General features: G+C 50.4%; 23 protein-coding genes. 8 read left to right on the top strand and 15 right to left on the bottom strand.

Translation table 11 applies throughout. The annotated features are described in order from the left end of the window. Positions 1 to 6: 6 nt before the first annotated feature. The 3 genes from NY07_RS08125 to NY07_RS08115 all read right to left on the bottom strand — a co-directional run bounded on the left by NY07_RS08125 (position 7) and on the right by NY07_RS08115 (position 2,460). Positions 7 to 990, bottom strand: a complete 984-nt coding sequence (locus NY07_RS08125; RefSeq protein WP_033538852.1) for a COX15/CtaA family protein — start codon at positions 988 to 990, stop codon at positions 7 to 9. Then, positions 990 to 1,541, bottom strand: a complete 552-nt coding sequence (locus tag NY07_RS08120) for a hypothetical protein (protein WP_033538851.1) — start codon at positions 1,539 to 1,541, stop codon at positions 990 to 992. Before NY07_RS08120 ends, NY07_RS08125 begins: the two co-directional genes overlap by 1 nt. A 178-nt stretch (positions 1,542 to 1,719) precedes the next feature. Further along, positions 1,720 to 2,460 (bottom strand): SURF1 family protein, encoded by a 741-nt coding sequence (locus tag NY07_RS08115; RefSeq protein ID WP_033538850.1) that lies wholly within the window; start codon positions 2,458 to 2,460, stop codon positions 1,720 to 1,722. Here NY07_RS08115 and NY07_RS08110 point away from each other — a divergent pair. Continuing rightward, complete coding sequence (locus tag NY07_RS08110; protein ID WP_033538849.1) at positions 2,459 to 2,677, top strand: DUF2909 domain-containing protein; 219 nt, start codon at positions 2,459 to 2,461, stop codon at positions 2,675 to 2,677. The genes NY07_RS08115 and NY07_RS08110 overlap by 2 nt on opposite strands. Before the next feature lie 15 nt (positions 2,678 to 2,692). Here the strand turns inward: NY07_RS08110 and NY07_RS08105 are convergent, their stop codons facing one another. The 7 genes from NY07_RS08105 to yrfG all read right to left on the bottom strand — a co-directional run bounded on the left by NY07_RS08105 (position 2,693) and on the right by yrfG (position 9,596). Then, a complete protein-coding gene (locus tag NY07_RS08105) occupies positions 2,693 to 3,568 on the bottom strand; it encodes a cytochrome c oxidase subunit 3 (protein ID WP_033538848.1) in 876 nt (291 codons plus the stop codon). After that, entirely contained in the window at positions 3,565 to 4,134 is a 570-nt protein-coding gene (locus NY07_RS08100) for a cytochrome c oxidase assembly protein (protein WP_033538847.1), read from the bottom strand. Before NY07_RS08100 ends, NY07_RS08105 begins: the two co-directional genes overlap by 4 nt. 1 nt (position 4,135) lies before the next feature. After that, positions 4,136 to 5,746 (bottom strand): cytochrome c oxidase subunit I, encoded by a 1,611-nt coding sequence (ctaD, locus tag NY07_RS08095; protein WP_052125561.1) that lies wholly within the window; start codon positions 5,744 to 5,746, stop codon positions 4,136 to 4,138. Between the two features lie 9 nt (positions 5,747 to 5,755). Continuing rightward, positions 5,756 to 7,282, bottom strand: a complete 1,527-nt coding sequence (coxB, locus tag NY07_RS08090) for a cytochrome c oxidase subunit II (protein ID WP_033538846.1) — start codon at positions 7,280 to 7,282, stop codon at positions 5,756 to 5,758. 395 nt (positions 7,283 to 7,677) lie between these two features. Beyond that, the gene (locus tag NY07_RS08085) at positions 7,678 to 8,187 is read right to left on the bottom strand and encodes a cell division inhibitor SulA (RefSeq protein ID WP_033538845.1); all 510 of its coding nucleotides are present in this window, start codon (positions 8,185 to 8,187) and stop codon (positions 7,678 to 7,680) included. After that, a complete protein-coding gene (gene lexA, locus NY07_RS08080; protein ID WP_033538844.1) occupies positions 8,184 to 8,801 on the bottom strand; it encodes a transcriptional repressor LexA in 618 nt (205 codons plus the stop codon). The genes NY07_RS08085 and lexA overlap by 4 nt, the downstream gene beginning before the upstream one ends. A 120-nt stretch (positions 8,802 to 8,921) precedes the next feature. Then, positions 8,922 to 9,596 carry a GMP/IMP nucleotidase gene (yrfG, locus tag NY07_RS08075; RefSeq protein WP_033538977.1) on the bottom strand — a complete coding sequence of 225 codons (675 nt, stop codon included), beginning with the start codon at positions 9,594 to 9,596 and terminating at the stop codon, positions 8,922 to 8,924. Positions 9,597 to 9,693: 97 nt separating this feature from the next. On the opposite strand from yrfG, the gene nudE reads away from it, so the two are divergent. The 5 genes from nudE (at position 9,694) to NY07_RS08050 (ending at position 14,121) form a co-directional block, all read left to right on the top strand. Then, positions 9,694 to 10,239, top strand: a complete 546-nt coding sequence (gene nudE, locus NY07_RS08070; RefSeq protein ID WP_033538843.1) for an ADP compounds hydrolase NudE — start codon at positions 9,694 to 9,696, stop codon at positions 10,237 to 10,239. A 51-nt stretch (positions 10,240 to 10,290) separates the two neighbouring features. Further along, on the top strand, positions 10,291 to 11,103 hold the full coding sequence (gene cysQ / locus NY07_RS08065) for a 3'(2'),5'-bisphosphate nucleotidase CysQ (RefSeq protein ID WP_033538842.1): 813 nt from the start codon (positions 10,291 to 10,293) through the stop codon (positions 11,101 to 11,103). Then, complete coding sequence (locus NY07_RS08060; RefSeq protein WP_033538841.1) at positions 11,096 to 11,551, top strand: GNAT family N-acetyltransferase; 456 nt, start codon at positions 11,096 to 11,098, stop codon at positions 11,549 to 11,551. Before cysQ ends, NY07_RS08060 begins: the two co-directional genes overlap by 8 nt. 105 nt (positions 11,552 to 11,656) lie before the next feature. Continuing rightward, a complete protein-coding gene (locus NY07_RS08055; RefSeq protein ID WP_033538840.1) occupies positions 11,657 to 12,268 on the top strand; it encodes a TetR/AcrR family transcriptional regulator in 612 nt (203 codons plus the stop codon). Then, positions 12,259 to 14,121, top strand: coding sequence for an MFS transporter (locus NY07_RS08050; RefSeq protein ID WP_033538839.1), 1,863 nt, complete (start codon positions 12,259 to 12,261; stop codon positions 14,119 to 14,121). Before NY07_RS08055 ends, NY07_RS08050 begins: the two co-directional genes overlap by 10 nt. A 55-nt stretch (positions 14,122 to 14,176) precedes the next feature. Here the strand turns inward: NY07_RS08050 and mnmH are convergent, their stop codons facing one another. The 3 genes from mnmH to NY07_RS08035 form a co-directional block, all read right to left on the bottom strand. Further along, a complete protein-coding gene (gene mnmH / locus NY07_RS08045) occupies positions 14,177 to 15,280 on the bottom strand; it encodes a tRNA 2-selenouridine(34) synthase MnmH (protein WP_033538976.1) in 1,104 nt (367 codons plus the stop codon). An 11-nt stretch (positions 15,281 to 15,291) separates the two neighbouring features. Then, positions 15,292 to 16,335: a selenide, water dikinase SelD gene (gene selD, locus NY07_RS08040; protein ID WP_033538838.1), complete on the bottom strand. Its 1,044-nt coding sequence runs from the start codon at positions 16,333 to 16,335 to the stop codon at positions 15,292 to 15,294. A 179-nt stretch (positions 16,336 to 16,514) separates the two neighbouring features. Then, entirely contained in the window at positions 16,515 to 17,621 is a 1,107-nt protein-coding gene (locus tag NY07_RS08035) for a fatty acid desaturase (RefSeq protein WP_033538837.1), read from the bottom strand. Positions 17,622 to 17,761: 140 nt separating this feature from the next. On the opposite strand from NY07_RS08035, the gene fabR reads away from it, so the two are divergent. Then, positions 17,762 to 18,376: an HTH-type transcriptional repressor FabR gene (gene fabR, locus NY07_RS08030; protein ID WP_033538975.1), complete on the top strand. Its 615-nt coding sequence runs from the start codon at positions 17,762 to 17,764 to the stop codon at positions 18,374 to 18,376. 62 nt (positions 18,377 to 18,438) lie between these two features. On the opposite strand, the gene trmA is transcribed toward fabR, so the two are convergent. After that, positions 18,439 to 19,536, bottom strand: a complete 1,098-nt coding sequence (gene trmA, locus NY07_RS08025; protein WP_033538836.1) for a tRNA (uridine(54)-C5)-methyltransferase TrmA — start codon at positions 19,534 to 19,536, stop codon at positions 18,439 to 18,441. Between the two features lie 201 nt (positions 19,537 to 19,737). Here trmA and murI point away from each other — a divergent pair, with 201 nt between their 5' ends. Next, positions 19,738 to 20,541 (top strand): glutamate racemase, encoded by an 804-nt coding sequence (gene murI, locus NY07_RS08020; RefSeq protein ID WP_033538835.1) that lies wholly within the window; start codon positions 19,738 to 19,740, stop codon positions 20,539 to 20,541. 29 nt (positions 20,542 to 20,570) lie between these two features. Here the strand turns inward: murI and NY07_RS08015 are convergent, their stop codons facing one another. Beyond that, positions 20,571 to 21,029 (bottom strand): RNA recognition motif domain-containing protein, encoded by a 459-nt coding sequence (locus tag NY07_RS08015; protein WP_033538834.1) that lies wholly within the window; start codon positions 21,027 to 21,029, stop codon positions 20,571 to 20,573. Between the last annotated feature and the right edge of the window lie 250 nt (positions 21,030 to 21,279).

The following is a 21,279-nucleotide window of genomic DNA, read 5'->3' as shown; positions in this document are numbered from 1 at the left end:
GCCTCCTTATGCTTTACGCCACAGGGCGTAGTTGATGAAGACTAACGTGAGTAATAAGAGTGCAGCACCAGCATTGTGAGAGACGGCTATCCCTAACGGCAGGTGCAGCACTACATTGCTGATACCCAGTGCTATTTGAAGGCATAACAGGCCCAGCAGTATCCAGGCACTGCGTTTCATTAGCTGAGACTGGGACAGTGTGACCATGCGATACACCAACCATAATATGGCGCAGGCGGTGATGATTGCCCCAAACCTGTGGGCGACATGAATCGTCATTCTCGATGAATAGTCCAGGATGCCAAACTCATAGCTGCCCTCTGTCGTATGCAGAGGGTAGAAGGCGTGCAGTGGATCTAAGTTGCTCATCCAGTCGCCTTCGCAAATTGGCAATGTGGTACAGGCCAGCGCAGCATAGTTAGACGAGGTCCATCCGCCCAGGATGATCTGCAGTATGAGTAATATGAGGCAGAGCAGGGCATAGGGGGCCAGCTTTCGGAGCCTGGGGTCACCGCCGGGGATTCGTAGTGGCTTGGTTCTAAGGTAAAGCACCCACAGCAGGGAGAAGAGGGCGAAGCCGCCGATTAGATGAGACATCACTACTATGGGCATGAGCTTCATCGTTACCGTCCACATCCCTAATGCCGCCTGAAACAGGATCAGCAAGGCGATGAAACTGGGCAGTTTCTTCGGCGCGTCAGCTTGTCTGAAGCTGATAAAGAGAATGTATAGCACCAACAGCCCAAGCGTTCCGGCAATATACCTGTGTATCATCTCAAGCCAGGCTTTATCTTGTTCTATCGTGTGTTCGGGAAAGTTGTCTTGCGCTTTTGCCAGCTCATGGCTTTGAGTAGGCACCTTGAGCATGCCATAGCAGCCTGGCCAGTCTGGGCACCCCAAACCCGCGTCAGACAGCCGCGTATAGGCACCCATGAGAATGACGCACAGGGTAAAGACTAAGGTGAGTTTAAGTAGGGATGTGATCTGCATTAGCCAACCCTCGACAGTTTAAGCATCTTTCTTAAGTCGGCGATCAGCGCCTTGCCAAGCATGATTTGGGCTTGTTCATCGTCTACCTGCTGATAGCGCATAACCAGGGAGCCTAGGGGATCGACTATGATGATCTCTTGCTGGGTGAGCATCTGGCTCATCGCCTCAGTGGCCTTGGCCGTGATAAAGCTAAATGTGCTTTTTTCTAATGCAGCAAGATCGCTATCTTCTTGCAGTAAAATAATCGGATTGACCCTACGTTGATCGCGTCCGAGTGCTATTTGGCTCTGATGCAGTATGTAGAGCCTATCCTGACAGGCTTGAGCACAATCTTGGGGTAGCAGATAGATCATCTGCCAGTGCTTAGGCATGGGATTGGTCATTGCCAGGCTAGCATAGTTGGTATCGGGCGGTAATAGCTCGCCCTTATTGGTGGCGCCACCATGATAGAGGTTAAGGCTGAGCACCAATTTAGCGACAGCGACCGGTAAGACAAATACCAGTAACAGTATGAGTAAAGGTTTCGCGCCTCGTGTCTTTGGGGATTTCATCTTAATCCTCTGGTTGATTATTTTATGGGCTTAGCGCTGGCCAGACACCGAAAAATTATCAACTCCCCGAGACGGCTAGGAAGTGACGATTTATTGCGTTTAGTACGCCTGTGATCAGAAGTACTTAGTGTTTAACCTACAGGGTCTGGTTCATTAGCGCAACATTTGACAAACCTCTTTATTTGTCTTTGAAATTTTTATTTTTCCTCTTCAATATCAACAGGTAAATCATTAGTAGTAGAAAGGCGCCAGCCATTGAAAACCACTGTATGGCGTAGCCTTGATGCTTCTGCGCGCTCAAGGGAATGGGTTGCCAGGGATGAGGTAAATCATTACCGGGTATCACTTGAGGCTGCAGTATGGCTGGGGCAAGCGCAAATTGGAGCCGCTGTGCCAGTTCCGGCAGATTAAGGTTCTGTATGCGCATGGGGTTACCGGTTTCCGCCAGCAGCTGTTCACTCAAGGGGTTAGTGGATTTCTGGTACACACGCCCTTCGAGAAATATGGGGGCGGTGAGCCTGTCCAGATGAGGTAACTGGCGACGATCTGGGCCCCCTGTAATGAAACCAAGTTCTACCAAGAGTCGTGGGCCGTTTTCCTCAACACGCATGACTTGGTAGGCCAGGTAACCGACCCGTCCTTCGTAAACCTGATTGTCGAGCAATATGATTGGCGCATCGACTGGACTCGCCGTTACCGCTAGCCGATAACCAGTTAACGATTCAGTTTTTCCCAGCGCCAGAAGCTGGGAATAAGTTAGGGGTGCCTCTGCTTGCCTGAGTTCAAGCGTTTGCTCAAGCGCCTGCTTCTCGGTCGCTCTTTCGAGTTGCCAAAGACCTAGCTTGACCAAGATAGCGAATACCAGCAAAGTAACTAAAACGATAAAAATCGTGCCGCCGCGAATTGTGGGAGCCTTCATGAGCGAAATATTGCTGTTTAAGATCGTCTTAGTACTGCTATTAGTCTTCATTATCTTTAATCTTGGTAGAGCCTTATTTGTCTTGGTGAAGGGAGAGGGTAAGGCGCCCATGAGCCAGTATCTGGGTCGGCGCGTGCTCTTCTCTGTGCTGGTGGTACTTTTACTCTTGATTGCGATGGGGCTCGGCATTATCGCACCTAACCCCAGACCCTATTAGCCTGTCGATTTGTCGCTAAAGCACATAGACGAACACGAATAGGCAGAGCCAGACCACATCCACAAAGTGCCAATACCAACTGCCTGCCTGAAAGGCGAAATGCTTCTCCGGTGTAAAATGACCTTTTAGAACTCGTAAAAACAGCACGAACAGGAAGACAGTACCTAGGGTCACGTGCATACCATGAAACCCTGTGAGTAAGAAGAAGGTGTTGCCATAGATGCCTGAGGTGAGGGTGAGTCCCATCTCTTGGTAGGCGTGGGCATACTCTTTCGCCTGCAGGTAGAGAAAGACCAGGCCTAATAGTATGGTGATGCCGAGCCAAAGTGTCAGCGCCGTGCGCTTGCTCTTTTCTAAGCTTACGTGGGCAAAATGCAGGGTGACTGATGAGGTCAGCAGTATGATGGTGTTGTATAGGGGGAGGCCTGTCCAGCCCATGGCCTCCGTCTTAGTGCCATCTGGCGTGGTGACTAAGGGCCATACCGCCTGAAAGGTTGGCCAGAGCACCTCGTGGGTCATAGCGTTATTAGAGGCGCCGCCCAGCCAAGGCACGGAAATAGTGCGGGCGTAGAGCAGGGCTCCAAAGAAGGCGGCAAAGAACATCACCTCAGAAAAGATAAACCAGCTCATGCCTTGGCGAAAGGAGCGGTCCATCTGTTTAGAGTAGAGCCCGGACATGGACTCATTGATCACGGTTCTGAACCAACCAAATATCATATAGAGGATAACTGCAATGCCTGCGGTGAGAATGTAGCCGCCACTGGTTTTATCCGTTTGTAACTGTTGTATATAGCTGCCTGCGCCGAAGGCGATCAGGAAGAGACCAATGGCGCCAATAATGGGCCAGGCGCTTTGGGCGGGGACATAATAATGTTCATGTTTGCTTGTCATTTCACAGCTCCTTGCTCAACAGCACCCACGTACCCCTTGTCGGTGATGTTGTATAGCGTATAAGAGAGAGTCAGTGTCGATATCTGCTCTGGTAGCTCGGTATCGACATAGAAGATCAAAGGTAATTGTGCATCGGCATTAGCATCGAGTAACTGCTGGTTGAAGCAGAAACATTCTGTCTTGTGGAAGTAAGCGGCGCCCTGTCCTGGAGAAACGGAGGGGATAGCTTGTCCGACAATCTGCAGCGTCGAGAGGTTCTTGGCATTAAACTGGGTGCGAATGACTTCACCGGGATGCACCTGCATACGTTTCACCTCAGGAGCAAAGACCCAGGGCATATCTTTCTGGGTCTGAGCCATAAATTCGACCGTTACCGTGCGACTGGTATCTATGGTCATTGGTTTATACTCGGCGGGCGTCGACTGCGTTTTGCCATTGATGCCTAATTTTTCGCACAGCACATCGTAAAGAGGCACTAAGGCGAACCCAAAGCCAAACATGCCCACGCAACCAAGCAGTAGCAGGCCGATCAGTTTACGGTTGGAGTGCGCCTTAGTGTCTGACATGCTATTTCACCTCGGGTGGTGTCGAGAATGAATGGTAGGGTGCTGGACTCGGTAGGGTCCACTCTAAGCCTTCTGCACCATCCCAAGGTTTACTCGGTGCCGCTTCGCCACCGCGAATACACTTGATCACTACCACTAAAAAGATCAATTGCGACAAGCCGAAGGCAAAACCGCCGATAGAAACAATTTGGTTCACATCGGCAAATTGAATCGCGTAATCGGGAATACGTCTTGGCATGCCTGCCAGTCCCAGGAAGTGCATGGGGAAGAAGAGTACATTGACCGAGATAACCGAACACCAGAAATGTAGTTTCCCCAATTTCTCGCTGTACATGTGTCCGGTCCACTTAGGTAGCCAATAGTAGGCCGCCGCCATGATGGAGAAGATGGCGCCCGAGACCAATACGTAGTGGAAGTGAGCCACAACGAAGTAGGTATCATGGTACTGGAAATCGACTGGCGTGATTGCCAGCATCAGCCCGGAGAAGCCCCCTATGGTGAAGAGAATGATAAAGGCGAGTGCGAATAGCATGGGCGTCTCGAAGGTGAGCGAACCACGCCAGAGGGTTGCCACCCAGTTGAATACCTTGACCCCTGTTGGCACCGCAATCAGCATGGTGCAGTACATAAAGAAGAGCTCTGCAAATACTGGCATCCCCGTGGTAAACATGTGATGTGCCCAGACCAGAAAGGAGAGGATCGCGATACTGGCCGTGGCGTAAACCATGGAGGAGTAACCAAAGAGTTTCTTACGGCTGAAAGCCGGTACGATAGCTGAGATGATGCCGAATGATGGCAAGATCATGATATAGACCTCGGGGTGGCCGAAGAACCAGAAAATATGCTGGAACATCACAGGATCCCCGCCCCCGGCGGCATCGAAGAAGCTAGTACCGAAAAACTTGTCGGTCAGAACCATGGTGACCACACCGGCGAGCACCGGCATTACTGCGATCAACAGGAAGGCCGTGATCAACCAGGTCCAGACAAACAGAGGCAGTTTCATCCAGGTCATGCCGGGGGCACGCATATTAACTATGGTGACGATCACGTTGATGGCACCCATGATGGAGCTGATCCCCATGATGTGAACCGAGAAGACAAAGAGCGCCGTGCTGTCCGGGCTGTAGGTCGTCGATAGAGGAGCATAAAAGGTCCAACCGAAGTTAGGGCCGCCCCCTTCCATAAACAGTGAGCTAAGGAGGATCGCAAAGGCAAAGGGTAGGATCCAGAAGCTCCAGTTGTTCATGCGCGGTAGCGCCATATCGGGCGCCCCTATCATCATAGGGATCAGCCAGTTGGCCAGGCCGGTAAAGGCTGGCATCACAGCACCGAACACCATGATAAGGCCGTGAACTGTCGTCATCTGGTTGAAGAAGTTAGGCTCCACCAGTTGCAAACCCGGTTGGAACAGTTCGGCACGGATCACCATCGCCATGGCGCCACCGGTCAAGAACATGATGAAACTGAACCAGAGGTAAAGAGTGCCGATATCTTTGTGGTTAGTGGTAAACAACCAACGTTTTATGCCCGTTGGATGCTCCTCGTGGTGATCTGAATGTTCGCCAATATGAGTGGCATCCATTTCTGCTTCACGCGTTATTGCATTCATAATGCCTCCCTATTGACCGTGTTGGTTAACGTCTGTTGCCTGAACCGCATCGCCCGTATTGTTTCCCCAGGCGTTACGCTCATAGGTGATCACGGCTGCTAGTTCTTGCGGGGTTAATAGGGGGCCAAATGCCTGCATGGCAGTTCCTGGCTTCCCTTTTATCACCATCTCTAGGTGATCACTCATAGGCCCCGTGGCAATGGCGCTACCTTTCATAGCAGGGAAGGCGCCGGGCAATCCCATTCCGTTAGCCTGATGGCAGGCTGCACAATGGGACAGATACACTTGCTCCCCCTTGGTCATCAGTTCATCCATGGTTAAATCATCTAACACAACAGCTTTAGGTTCTTCTGTGGCCATCTCGGGTGCCACTTGATCGGCGCTGGCCGCTGGTGTTGTCGCTTCACTGCCGGACGGCGTGCTTACATTGCTGACATCGGCGGCTTGAACCGTGTCGCCTGAATCATTACCCCAAGCATTACGCTCGAAGGTGACGACAGCGGCAATATCGGTAGCGGTCAGCTGCTGCGCAAACGCCTGCATCGCTGTGCCTGTTCTGCCATTTAAGACCACATCGATATGCTCGGCAACTGGGCCTTTAATAGCTGGGCTGCCAATCAGTGACGGGAAGACTCCTGGCAAGCCGGCACCATTTGGCTGGTGGCAGGCTGCACATTGCGCCATATAGACCTGTTCACCTCGGCTCATGAGTTCTTCTTTCGACAGAGTTTTAGATAGGGCTGCCTGAGCTTCGGCCGCAGCGGCGTTGGCCAGGGCTTTTTGATCGACCACCCATTTATCGAAGTCGGCTTCGGAAAGAACCTGTACCACGATAGGCATAAATCCATGGTCTTTTCCGCATAGTTCGGCGCATTGGCCACGATAGATGCCGGGTTTGTCGATGCGGGTCCAGGCCTCGTTGATAAAGCCGGGGTTGGCGTCTTTTTTCACCGCAAAGGCGGGGACCCACCAAGAATGAATTACATCCTCTGAAGTCATCAAGAAACGAACTTTACGGTTAACTGGAAGGACTAACGGTTTGTCGACTTCAAGAAGGTAGTGCTCGCCTTTGGCTTCTTTGCCCTCTATTTGGTCTCTTGGCGTCGACAATAGGCTGAAATAGGCAATGTCATGATCAAAGTAGCTGTAATGCCACTTCCATTGAGAGCCAGTAACCTTAATGGTGAGGTCCGCATTGCTGGGGTCTTCCATGGCGATAAGTGTCTTGGTTGCCGGGATGGCCATCACGATTAAGATCACGAAAGGGACAATGGTCCAGGCGATCTCAACCTTGGTGCTCTCATGAAAGTTTGCCGCAACGGCACCCTTTGAGCGTCTGTGGTTGATGATGGAATAGATCATCACCCCAAAGACGACCAGGCCTATGGCACAGCAGATATAGAGAATCGTCATATGCAGGCTAAACACCTGATTACTGATCTCTGTGACCCCTGATGTCATGTTAAGGGGCATATCGGCTGCGAGTATGGTGGGCGTAATTAGCAACGCCAGCAAACAACACAACACTTGCTTCACTAGACTTCTCCTCTGTCAATTGCGAAGGCAACTACAAAGAAGAGCCACACAGTATGTCTCGGCTCTATGCAAACTCTTCAGTTCCCAAAAAAGCAACGATGACTTCAAAGTGCGTCGGTGGTGAATCTTTTGTTTTGCTGGTGGTAACCACGCTTGCACTTACGGCTGAATATATCAGACGAATTTCAGCTCTTAGGGCGATCTGGTACAGATTTATTCGCCGCTCAAGCCGACAACCAAATTGTTCGACATAACAAATAATCGTTGATATCTACTACTAACTTAATGGCTGTTTAAATATTGATCAAGATCACTTTTATTTTATTTTGCTAAATAAAACAGATACAAAAACGCCCCTTTCGGGGCGTTAGTATGGAAAGAATTGGCAAGGATGATCAGTGAAGAGAGGTAAACTGATTGGTGGCCTTGGTACCAAGATCCTCTTGGCTAAAAGGGTTGGCAGGTAAGTGACTGTTCGCATCTTCGATAACCACCCCTAAGGCGCGGGTGTTTTTCGCGACGATCTGCAAGCGGCGATTGTCCCGTGCATCCAATGATTGTGTCCAGCTGATCACGGCACTGGATGTACCACTTGTGAGAGCCTTTTCCATAGCCCAAAGCGCTTCAACTTCATCTTTAGTGTGGACCAGCAAGATGCGATCCATCCGCACGCCGCCGTCGGCCAACATCTGCTTATAGCCAATATTGGGTGGGCTGATCAGAACGACCCATTGCCCTTGCTGGCTGAGTCTCGCCAGTTCAGGTGTAAGGCTCTGTAACTCTTGCTTGCCCTGAGTCGAACTGGAAACCGTTGAAATAGTGTTCTTGCTGCCGCTTTTAAGCGAACTGTCGAGATCGATCCAAAGCCCCGGATGACGAGGTGCCATACCCATGAGATTATTCATTGCCAGTCTCCATTACGAATCACGCCGACGGCTAAACCTTCTATGCTCAGGCTCTGAGTCGTCAGATCAACAACGATAGGTGAGTATTCTTCATTTTCTGCATGTAGATAAACTGTGCTGCCACGCTTCTCGAAGCGCTTGACCGTCACATCATCCTCTACGCGAGCAACGACTATCTGTCCGTTTCTTGCTTGTTCGACCTTATGTACCGCTAGCAGGTCGCCCTCAAGGATGCCGATATCTTTCATACTGTCGCCTCTTACACGCAACAGAAAGTCGGCACTTGGGCGAAACATGCTCGGGTCAACCTGGTAGTGCTGTTCAACATGTTCCTGTGCCAGAATCGGCTCACCGGCTGCTACCTGTCCAATCAGAGGTAAACCGAGATCTTCAGGCTCTTCCTCTTGAGTCAGCTTAATGCCGCGAGAGGTGCCCGGCATGATCTCGATGCAACCTTTTTTGGCCAGTGCCTTAAGGTGCTCTTCGGCGGCATTCGCGCTCTTAAAGCCTAATCGGCGCGCAATTTCGGCACGGGTTGGTGGCATGCCCGTGTCTGCAATATTGCGTTTTATTAGCTCTAAAATCTCGGCTTGTCTTGGTGTTAAGGGTCTCATGATTAATCCTGTCTTTCCATACAGTACCTGTCAGTATATACAGTATTTTATACAGTGCAAGTATTAACCAGTTTTTCTATCAATCAGCTCAAATGGTTAGCGAGTTAACCCCACGAATATTTAGCCGGTAATCGTTTTCTCAAGGGAGATCAACAGCTGATGATAATCATCGATGGCGGGAAAATCGGTAAAGGTTTTGTGTGGCTTTTGGCTGTCGGGATTCTTGATGCCGAGTTGATAGCCAACTCCTGCGGCTTTGGCAGCCTGCAAGATGGGTTCGCTATCGTCGATAAACAGGCAACGGCTTGGATCTAGGGAGAAGCGCTCAAATAGGCTAAGCCAAAACTGGGGATGCTCTTTGGGGTAACCAGTGTGGTGGCTTGAGAGCATATGATCTAACCCGGAAGCCAGCTCGGTATGTTTGAGCTTTAATGACAAGCTTTGTGGGTGTGCGTTGGTGACTAAGATACGCTGCTTGTTGTGCCTGGCAAGTGCCGAGAGAAAGGGCATGCTGTCTTGGCGCAGTTGGATTCTGTCTACCAGAGTGTGGTGCAGGGCAAGAATATCTAGGCCAAGCTCTTGCTGCCAATATTCCAGACAATACCATTCTAAGGTGCCAAATACCTTGGCATAGGCGGTTTCGACCAGTTGCTGCGCCTCAGTTAAGGGGATCTGTTTCTCTTGGCACAAGGATTGAGGAACCAGGCTGAGCCAGAAGTGATTATCGAAATGCAGATCCAGCAGGGTGCCGTCCATATCGAGCAGCACAGTATCTATCTTATTCCAGGGAAACATAAAGGTGTGAAAAAAATTCCTTGGTGAGAGTTGTGGATTAGGCACATCATAGTAAGATTGAGTGGTTAAGCAAACGCCATTTTTATCAGGAAGTTTCATGCCGGACAAAAAGCCGCAGATCCTACATGCCGAAGTTGTTGCACAAAGCCGTCTATTTCAGATTGAGCAGGTGCATTTAAAATTTTCGAATCAGGTTGAGCGCCAGTATGAGCGCATGAAAGGCAATGCCCGTGGCGCCGTCATGGTGGTGCCAGTGCATGGTAAAGACCTCCTTTTAGGGCGCGAGTACGCGGCGGGAACCCATAGCTATGAGCTTGGCTTCCCTAAGGGCTTGGTTGATCCAGGTGAGAGTCACGCCGAGGCGGCCAATCGAGAGCTGCAAGAAGAGATAGGCTTTGGCGCCCATAAGTTGACCCATCTGATGGAGCTAAGTCTGGCGCCAGGCTATTTTGCCAGCAAGATGCAGATCTTCGTAGCCGAAGATCTGTATGAGAGTCGACTGCAAGGTGATGAGCCAGAACCGATAGAAGTGGTGCGTTGGCCCTTGAGTCAGTGGTCTGAGCTGTTATTAGAAGACGACTTTTCCGAGTCTAGAAGCGTTAGCGCCTTGTTTTTGGCGCAGAAACATCTAAAACTAAAGTAGTTAATCTAAACGATAAATAGGCATTGCCAGATGTAGGCTGTTGGAGTTGTGATGAAGCCAGAAGAGTATATTGAGCAGGCGATAAGTATTGCCATCGAGGCGGGAGAGGCGATTAAGACTATCTACCTCGAGGGGAGCTTCGAGCGAGAAGTAAAGTCTGACAATACCCCTGTGACCTCTGCCGATATCGCGGCTCATAAGATTATCTCTTCACAGCTTGAGCGCCTAACGCCTGATATCCCCGTTTTATCCGAAGAAGATGCTGATATTCCTTTCTCTGAGCGCGCCGACTGGCAACGCTACTGGTTGGTCGATCCCTTGGATGGTACCGGTGAATTTATTGCCGGCAGCGGCGACTTCTCGGTGATCATCGCCCTGGTTGAGCATAATCGCCCTATCATGGGGATCGTCTATGTGCCCATGACGGACGTGGTCTATTATGCGGTGGCGGGCCTGGGTGCCTACAAACGTAGCAGTAAGGGTGAGGTACGTATCGCCAGTAAACAGCTCACCACTGACGATGAACCCTGTCTACGCTTGGCGGTGAGTCGCCGTCAAGATCCTCATTCAGTGCTGAAGTTATTCCATCATCCTAAACACTGCGAACTCGTGGTTTTGGGGGGCGCAGCACTAAAGAGCTGCCTGGTGGCAGAAGGGCGAGCCGACTGTTATGTGCGCATCGGCCCCACCGGCGAGTGGGATACAGGCGCGGCGCAGATCATCATCGAAGAGGCCGGCGGCCAGGTGATGGATCTTGAATTGCAGCCCCTAAGTTATAACGAGCGTGAGTCGTTAGAGAATCCCAATTTTATCGTTGTGGGCTCAACCCACCTGCCTTGGGATAAACTGTTAACCAGTGAATAATCCCCAATCTATTGTTATTCAAGCAGCCGCTAAGTCGCAGTTGTTGCCACTCTATCGTTTGGAGCAGCAGCTGTTTGGCGAGCATGCCTACCCCGATTTTTTCTTTCGTCAGAGTTATGATTGCTGGCCCAGTGGTCTGCGTGTTGCCTGTGATGCACTGGGCTGTGTGCTGGGCTATATCCTGCTGGCCAGAAGTGAACAGCCTGCTTGCGCCTGGATCCTTTCGGTGGCTGTCGATAGTGCCGCTCAGGGCAAAGGAATAGGCAAGCGGTTGATTGTCGAGACGTTAGCCTCGCTGCCTGCCGAGGTCAGGCAAGTTAAATTGACTGTCTCGCCCGACAATCCAGCCCGCCATCTCTACGCCAGGTTGGGGTTTATTGAGCAGGGTTTAGAAGTCGACTACTTCGGTCCCCATGAAGATCGCATCCTGATGATCCTCGATCGTTAAAACTTCCCTTTTAAACATAGAGCTAAAAAACAAACTTATTATGAACATTGTTTTTTATTTTGTTTGCTGCTAACTTAACCCAAAAGCTAAAAAGGATGGGATGAGATGGCTAGGCGCAAAGAACATACTCATGAAGAGATTAAGGTAATGGCCATCGCGGCTGTGTTGGCGCATCTTAAGAATGAATCGCTCGATTCCCTCAGTTTACGCAAAGTGGCGGCGGTTATTGGCTATGTGCCTAGCACGCTGGTAAATCTCTTTGGCAGTTATCAGGGATTGTTGCTGGCGGTCGCCGAGCAGACCCTGAGTGAGCTATTTGAGCGATTGGCAGGTCAAGCGCAAACGCCAGAGTTCGGTGGATTAACGGCTATGGCTGCCGCCTATCAAGAATTTGCCTTTGAACAGCCAAGAGCCTTTCAATTGATCTTTGAACTTAAGGCCACCAAAGAGCAGGGGATAAGCGAGCGTCATGCCAGGCTAATTGAGCAGTTGTTTGCCTTGGTCGAGTCGCGTCTGGCGAGTTTGTTACCGGAACTACCTCAGCAGCAATGTCTGCTGGCAAGTCGTGCTGTATGGGCTGGGGTGCATGGTTTGGTGAGTCTGGATCTGGATGACAAGCTTTTTGCGCCTGGGGTTAGCCTTACCCAAGCCATCCAGCATCATTTAGAGGTTCAACTTAAAGGATTGGGTTATCACAAGGAGACGTTATGCTGCTAACCAGACGGTTTTTTCCCTATTTTGCCACTCAGTGCCTGGGCGCACTTAATGACAATATTTATAAGAATGTGCTGCTGCTGATGGTGACCTATAGCCAGATAGACGCCCTGCCCATTAGTGTGAACCTATTCGTCAACCTCGCCGCTGGCGTGTTTATCTTGCCGTTTTTTCTGTTTTCCGCTCATGCGGGAATGGTGGCCGATAATATGGATAAGGCGAAACTGATCAGACGCTTAAAACAGCTTGAGCTGGTGATCATGTCCTGCGCGGCCATGGCGATACTGACCCAAAGCTATATGGTGATGTTAGTACTGCTCTTCTTAACCGGTAGTCAGTCGGCCTATTTCGGTCCGGTGAAATACTCTCTGCTGCCTCAAGCGTTGGCTGAAGATGAACTGGTGACGGGCAATGCCTGGGTGGAGATGGGCACCTTTCTCTCTATCTTGATCGGTACCCTAAGCGCCGGGCTCTTGGTGGCCAGTGATAAAGGCGTTATCGCCACGGCACTAACAGTATTTGTACTGGCTATCGCTGGATACTTAGCCAGTCGAGCGATACCTGCCATGCCGCCTCAGGGGGCGATCACTAAAATACGTTTTGCACCCTTGTCTGGCACTTGGCGCAGTATCGCTAAGGTGAGAAATACGCCAAGTATCTGGATGGCAATCTTGGCGATCAGCTGGTTTTGGTTTCTAGGTGCCACCTATCTGACCCAATTTCCTAACTTTGCCAAGTTACATCTGCACGCAGACGCTACTGTCGTTTCACTGCTACTGGCGCTCTTCTCAATTGGTATCGCGGTAGGCTCCTTTCTGTGTGAACGTTTCTCCTATGGCCATGTCGAGCTGGGGTTGTTGCCTTTTGGGGTGGCGGGTCTGACATTGTTTGGGGTCGATCTCTTGTGGGCGCTTCCCGACTTACCTGCTCAGGGACAGGCGATCTATACCTTCAGTAGCTTTATTGATGAGTCACAACACTATCGGGTGATGTTTGCCCTGTTTATGGTGGGTGTGAGTGGTGGCTTGTTTATCGTGCCTCTTTACGCCTTTATTCAGTCGAGGGCAGAGAGAGGCGAGTGTGCTCAGGCGATTGCCGCAAACAACATAATGAATGCTTTGTTTATGGTGGTCTCGGCACTCTTATCTATCTTGCTGCTAGAAGTGTTTGAGTGGCAGATCACAGAGCTGTTTCTATTGTTGGCGCTGCTTAATGCCGTGGTGGCCTTGTATGTTTATAGTCAGGTGCCAGAGTTTACCCAGCGCTTTGTCAGCTATTTGCTGAGTCATATTCTTTATCGCGTCACTGTGTCTGGTCGCGAAAAGCTGCCCACTGAAGGCGCCGGCATTATAGTCTGTAATCATGTCAGTTATGTGGACGCTCTGATCATCATGGGCGCGTCGACTCGACCGATTCGCTTTGTGATGGATAAGTCGATCAGCGAGATACCTTTGCTGAAATATCTGTTTAGACACGCAGGGGTGATCCCCATCTGTTCGCCGCGCCAGTGTGAAGCCACTTATGAGCAGGCGTTCGAGTCGATTCATCAGGCATTGGCCAATGAGGAGTTGGTGTGCATCTTCCCTGAGGGACGCCTGACGCCTAACGGCGAGTTGGGTGAGTTCAGACCTGGGATAGATAAGATATTGGCACGAGATCCTGTGCCTGTGATCCCCATGGCGCTCAACGGCCTCTGGGGTTCCTATTTCAGCCACCATGGTGGGCATGCTCTCAGTACGCGTCCGAAGCGCTTCTGGTCAAAGATATCGGTGAGACTGGCCGATGTGATCTCCGGTACAGAGGCCAATCGCCATCAGCTGCGCGAACGGGTTGAGACCATGTTATCTGAGTCGTAGAGACGCTATGCACAAAGAGAAAAGCCAGACGTTTTGTCTGGCTTTTTTGTTGTTTCTATCGCTTGGCGTAGTCATCCAGCCATTGATGCATAGCCTGATGGTCACCTTGGAAGATCACCCGCTCGGCCTTTTTCTCTATCTGATACTGATACATGGGATCGTAATATTTATTGAGTAGTAGGGCGATCCACTCCAGATGAGCCTGGGTATCCCCATCTTGCCATTGCACAGCTAATGCCTGTTTGATTATGGCTTGTAGCTCATCATGTTGCTTGCCGCCCAGGCGTTTTTTGATGCCGCTGATGCTATTGGCCAGATAATGGCCAAAGGCTTCAAAGCCAGCTTTTTCACCCAGACGCTCGACATAACCTTGATGCATCTTATGCACATATTCGTCGAGCAATCGGGTGAGCCTGGCCTCCATCGGTTCCTCTAGGATCACGACCTTGGCCGCCTGCATCCCCATGTAGAAAGCTTTAGGCAGAGCTGAGCGACCAATCAGATAACTCTCATCTTCCAGTAACAGATCTCGTGCTTGGCTCTGCTGATGCTTTAGTAGCGCGACACCCAAGCTATTTTCGAAGTTGATCTGTGTTGGCTGCTCTTCGTGATAGCGGCCGAAACTGGAGCCTCTGTGGTGGGCCAAGCCCTCAAGATCGACGGATTCTGGACGTTGCAGCAAAAAGTCTGTCTTACCACTGCCTGTTATGCCGCTTAGGATCAGCATGGGCTTGACCTGCGGCGCCGTATCTATGGTGTCGATTAGGCACTGGCGCATCGCCTTATAGCCGCCCTGAATATAGGGTACCTCTTTGCCCGCCTCTTTAAGCCACTGTTGTGTCAGCTGTGAACGCAGGCCGCCACGAAAACAGTAGAGATAGGCGTTGGGGTGCTGGTTCAGATAGGTGAGCCAAGCGTCTACGCGCTGTTGCTTGACGCTGCCGCATACCAGCGAATGGCCGAGGGCGATGGCGGCGTCCTGTCCTTGCTCCTTGTAACAGGTGCCTACCTTCTGTCGCTCATCATCTTGCATCAGGGGCTGATTGCTACTGGCGGGAAAGGCGCCCTTGGTAAATTCTATCGGGGCGCGTACATCCATGATGGGATGATCGCCGGCCAGGATACGGGCATATTCGCTCGCGGGGATAACTCTGCCCATTTGATTGCTCATTAGATCAGTTCCACCAGAGCCTGCGCCTCGGTTGGCGGCACCAATTGTCCGATGCACTGGGTCGGGAGTCCCTCTTTCTCGAGCAGTGCAAGCAGCTGAGATTCATGGCTGGCCGAGACCGCAATCAATAAGCCACCGCTGGTTTGAGGGTCGCATAACAGCGCTTTTTGTTCATCAGTGACCTTGGGGAGGTGCTCACCATAGCTGTCGTAGTTGCGATGAGTGCCGCCGGGAATACAGCCAAGCTTGAGGTAATCCATCGCCTTGGGTAGTAAAGGGAGGGCGGCTAGATCAACTTTGGCGGCCAGTTCAGCCCCTTGGCACATCTCGATCAGGTGGCCCGCCAGACCAAATCCGGTCACGTCAGTCATGGCGGTAACGCCTGGGATCTTGGCGATGGTCGGCCCTGCCTTGTTGAGCTGGCACATAGCATCAGGGGCGATATTGATATCTTGCTCGGCCAGCTTTTTCTGTTTCTGCGCCGTCGTTAAGATACCTATTCCTAAAGGTTTGGTGAGGTATAACTTATCGCCAGCCTTAGCCGTATTATTTTGTTTGAGCTCGGTTAAGGGGATCTGTCCGGTCACGGCGAGGCCGAAAATAGGTTCTGGGGCGTCGATACTGTGGCCACCGGCCAACATGATGCCGGCATCTTTACAGGCCTGGCGTCCGCCATCGACGACCTGCTGAGCTATCTCTGCGGGTAGCGTATTGACCGGCCACCCAAGAATGGCAATAGCCATCATAGGCGTGCCGCCCATGGCATAGATGTCGCTAATGGCATTGGTGGCGGCGATGCGTCCGAAGGTAAAGGGGTCATCAACAATCGGCATAAAGAAATCAGTAGTGCTGATAATGCCGGTTTCATCATTGAGACGATACACAGCGGCGTCATCGCGGGTTTGATTACCCACCAGAATGTTTGGGTCGTCGAAGGTGGGCAGTTGGGAAGCTAGTATGGTGCCCAGTACCTTTGGCGATATCTTGCAGCCACAGCCGGCGCCATGGCTATATTCGGTGAGTTTAATCTTTTCTACTGACATGAACGCAAACTATCTCTAGATGAAGGATGAGCCGCTCATGATAGACCCATAGGTGCGGCACTTCAATCGCCCAGCGCTACAGATGTGAACGCAGAAGCTGGTGCCTAAGGGGGAGAACGACCTTCGTACTATTGAGATAAAAAAGCCACCCAGTTTGGGTGGCTATTGAAAGTCGGATGTTAGGCAAATCCAGTGGTGAGGTTTTTCCACTGCTTTTTACGCGCCATCAGCTCTTGTTTGAGATGCTCAACCTGCTGCATTAAATGCTGTGTGGTCAGCTGTTTGCGCTTGGCCTCCAGCAGTTCCTTTTGCGCCTGATAGTAATCGGCGATATGGTTTTTTAGCAGTTCATATTCGGTATGGATCTTCTCGAGGATCTCTTCGTGATTGGCCAGCTGGGTGACCTTGTGCTGTGCCTTCTTCAGTTGCATCTGCAGTTTGGCGCTCTCGATACGCTCCTGGGGAGTGACTCTGAGATTGTGGGCCAGTCCCGTCCAGGCCAGGGTGTTGATCAGCCACTTGGTTGGATCGTAGTGCCACCAGAGGATGCCGTTGCGGTAATCGTTTTCGAAAATATGGTGGAAATTATGGTAGCCCTCACCATAGGTAAATACCGCTAACAGGCCATTGTCCCGCGCCGTGTTTTTGTCTGTATAAGGCTGGCTTCCCCAGATATGGGCGAGGGAGTTAATAAAGAAGGTGCAGTGATGGACTACAACTAAGCGTAGCAGCCCCGCCATCAGCAACATGCCCCAGATATCGCCGTTCAGCCAGCCTAAGAATACAGGAAGACCTATATTCATCAGGATGACCAGCGGCAGATAGTATTTGTGCTGCCACATCACAATTTTTTCGTTTTGCAGGTCTCGTACGTTCTTATAATCGTGATAACGCTGGGCCTGATACTCTCTTAGCATCCAGCCGATGTGGCTGTACCAGAAACCCATGTTAGCCGAATAGGGGTCTTTATCGTTGTCATCGACATGCTTGTGATGGATACGGTGATCCGATGACCAATGCAGGGCACTGTTTTGCAGTGCAAGTGCTCCGCCCAAGGCAAAAAGAAAACGCACTGACCAGTGTGCCTTGTAGGTTCTATGTGACCAGAGCCTGTGGTATCCGGCGGTTATCGACAAACCACTGGCAAAGGCGAGGCCAATAAAGGCTGCCCATTCTGCCAGGCCGTAGCCATGGGTAATGCCGTACCAAGGGACGAGAATGGCAGCACCCAAGAAGGTGATGGCAAAGAGCAAAATATTGGTCCAGATGAGGGGAGGTTTTTTCATTATTGTTTCCAGGGTTTATATTGAGCGTACAGCTGTAAGCCAATTTTACTGACTTCGCTGGAGAGATCAAGGCGGGCTGCGTTTTTGTATTAAAGAAGGTATTATTGGCAGATTGAGTTTTATCTAGCGGATTCATCATGATGGGTATCAGAGCACAGCAAAAAGAAAAAACGCGTCGCGCCTTGGTCGATGCGGCATTTAATCAATTAAGTGCCGAGCGCAGCTTTTCTAGTCTGAGTTTGCGAGAGGTGGCCCGTGAAGCCAATATTGCGCCGACTTCGTTTTATCGCCATTTTAAGGATATGAACGAGCTGGGTCTGACTATGGTGGATGAAGGCGGATTGACCCTGAGACAGATGATGCGTAAAGGGCGTCAGCGCGCGGAAGCCGGCGGCAGCGTAATTCGTATTTCTGTCGATACCTTTATGGAAGTGTTGGAGTCTAACCCTAACGTCTTTCGCATTTTGTTGCATGAGCGCTCGGGCACTTCAGCACCTTTTCGCGCCGCGGTAGCCCGAGAAATTGAACACTTTATCTCTGAGTTGGCCCACTATACCGAGGCGACTGCCAAACGTACGCCTGAACTGGCCAGGGCGCAGGCCGAAGCTTTGGTGACCTTGGTCTTTAATGCCGGCGCGGCGGCGTTGGATATGAAACGTGTCGATCGTAAGATTTTAGCCGACCGCTTGGTGATCCAACTGCGCATGGTGGCGAAAGGCGCCGAATCTTTGCAGCAGAAGATGGAACATCGCTAGGGTGCGTTATCAAAACGATAAAATAAAAAAGGGCCATTTGGCCCTTTTTGTTTTATCGCGGATTATCGGCGTTCCAACAGGACGCCAGACTCCATATGATCCGTATAGGGGAATTGGTCAAATAGCCCGAAGCGAGTGATCTTGTGGGTCTTATCTAATACCTTAAGGTTATCGAGTAAGGTATTAGGGTTGCACGAGATATACATGATCCGCTCGTAGCCTTGCACCATGGTCAGAGTATTGTCATCGAGCCCTGCCCGTGGCGGATCGACGAAGATGGTATTGCAGTTGTAACTGTCTAAATCCACCCCTTCTAGTCGTCTGAAGCTGCGCTTCTTTGCTAGAGCATCGGTAAAGTCTTCAGCCGACATGCGAATGATCTGCAGGTTTTCGACTTTATTGGCTTCAATGTTGTACTGCGCCGAGTCGACTGAAGGCTTAGCCAGCTCTGTGGCTAGGACGCGATTGAAATTTTGTGCCAGAGCGATGGAGAAGTTGCCGTTGCCACAATACAGCTCTAGCAGGTCGCCACTGCTGTCACGAGTGATGTCTATGGCCCACTCCAACATCTTGATGGCGACTTCGCCATTGGGTTGGGTAAAGCTGTTTTCGACCTGTTTATAGACTAGCTGCTGCCCGTTAACTGGCAGGGTTTCTATTACGAAGTCGCGATCCAGCACCAGCTTCTGCTTGCGAGCACGGCCTATGATGTTGACATTGAATCTGTCTGATAGCTGTTGCTTCAGTACTTTAGCTTCGGCTTCCCACTGGGCATCTAGCTGTTTATGGTATAAGAGTGAAATTAAGATCTCGCCGCTAAGGGTCGACAAAAAGTCCACCTGAAACAGCTTGTGTCTGAGTGTCTGATTGGGGCGCAGGGCGGCCATCAACTCTGGCATCACTTCGTTGATCAGTTTGCTCGCCGGCAAGAATTGATCACAACGCACCTTCTGGTTAAGTGCCTTATCGAACATATAGTAGTAGAGGTCTTCCCCTTCGTGCCAGACGCGAAATTCGGCGCGCATGCGATAATGTGCGTCTTGTGAAGCAAAGACTTCCAATTCAGGTGTTTCGAAGTCGGCAAATAGCTGAGCTAATTTCTCACGTTTCGCATCGAGTTGCTTATCGTATTGCTTAGGATCCATTGCGTCTAAATTCATTTCTTAACACCGTTACTATCATTGGGGGCGCAAATAGTATACTACCTGTCGTTGATGTCTAGGGGGTGTTTTACATTCCAAGTGTCTATAGAGTCAGGTTTGTCGCATGAGATACAAATCTGCACGTATCAGCTTTAGCTTTTGCACTGAATGTGAAAAAATCGCTGCTCGAGTGTCATATATCTTTATCGGAGAGCCAATTTGTCTGCAAATATACTCGTGTTTGATTCTGGGGTAGGGGGCCTATCTATTTTGGCCGAAGTGCGCAAACAACTTCCTCAGGCCAACTATTGTTATTTGTTCGACAATGCCAGACTGCCCTATGGTGAGCTCGACGAGCAGGAGTTGATCCAAGGTTGTGTTGAGCTGATAGCTCGAGCCGTCACTCTGAGCGAAGCTGATATTGTAGTCGTGGCCTGTAACAGCGCCAGCACTTTGATTCTGCCAGCGTTGCGAGAGACTTTAACTATCCCTGTTGTCGGCGTGGTGCCAGCCATCAAACCGGCGGCGCGCCTATCGAAGAATAAACACCTCGGTTTACTGGCGACGCCGGGTACAGTGAATCGTCGTTATACTCAGGAGTTGATCGATAAATTTGCCCGTGACTGCCGAGTCGATCGCTTTGGCTCTTCTGAACTCGTCTATATAGCCGAAGCTAAGATGGCACAGCAGCCATTAGATCTTCAGACCTTACATGAGGTGCTTAAGCCTATAAAGGAGTCTGGGTTAGATACCTTGGTTTTAGGTTGTACTCACTTTCCGATTTTAGCATCTGAGCTACAAGACTATTTAGGTGAGGGAGTTACACTGCTGGATTCATCCCGTGCAATTGCAGCTAGGGTGATGACTTTAATTCAGATGGAAGGTAAACAAGGGCTCCGTGGTCAAAGCCAGGCTTTCTATACAACAACTACTATTGCGGAAGGTCTTAAAACGACCTTGGCTACCTGGGGATTCTCATCGGTAGTATCTTTTGCAGAATGTGCGATAGAGACAGGCAGCTAGTGTCGGTAATAGGCTAAGTGGTTTAAAGCTTAGCTTTCTTGCGTGGTCTCGTTTTTATCAGCGTCCTGAGACTTAGCTTCACGAACTTTCAGTGTACGCTCCTGAAATTCAAATTCGTTTAGTTTGTTCATTGCCTTTTTCGCGCCCGCCTCAGACATTTCGATAAAGCCAAAGCCTTTGCGACGGCCAGTCTTGCGATCGCGTACTAGGCGAACCGAGTTAACCGGGCCAAACTTTCCAAATAACTCTTTAACTTCACCCTCATGAACACGATAAGGCAGGTTTCCAACATAGAGTGTCATGGTTGGTCCGGTATAGGTCTCGGCGGTACCTGCAGCAGAAGGTGATGATTGCAGCGTAAAAATAACACTAGCGATAATGGCACCAGTAAAAAATGCGATTGCCGAATAAAGCTCTGGTGTGAATTGAGATATTGCCAATGCGCCAAGGATGGCGACTATCAAAACAATAAGAAATGGCTTTTGCATATAATTGGTTCTCTGAAGAATTGATAATTAACTGTTAACAGCTCGTATATGGTAATGAATTATTAGCAATTACACTAGTATATTGATGAAAAAACGAACTTTAGCTAGGTTTGATATAAAAGGTTTCGTCCTGATTTGTCTAAATTCGACGCGTATTGCTAGTTAATTCAGCAAAGCGATTAAAAGATCGTCTTGCGATCGGTGATCGTAGAAAAACCCCTTGCGCCCAAATCAGAACTCCCTATAATGC

The organism is Shewanella sp. ECSMB14101, from assembly GCF_000773485.1.
In the GTDB taxonomy this organism is placed as follows: domain Bacteria; phylum Pseudomonadota; class Gammaproteobacteria; order Enterobacterales; family Shewanellaceae; genus Shewanella; species Shewanella marisflavi.
This window is presented reverse-complemented; position numbering and strand designations above follow the sequence as displayed.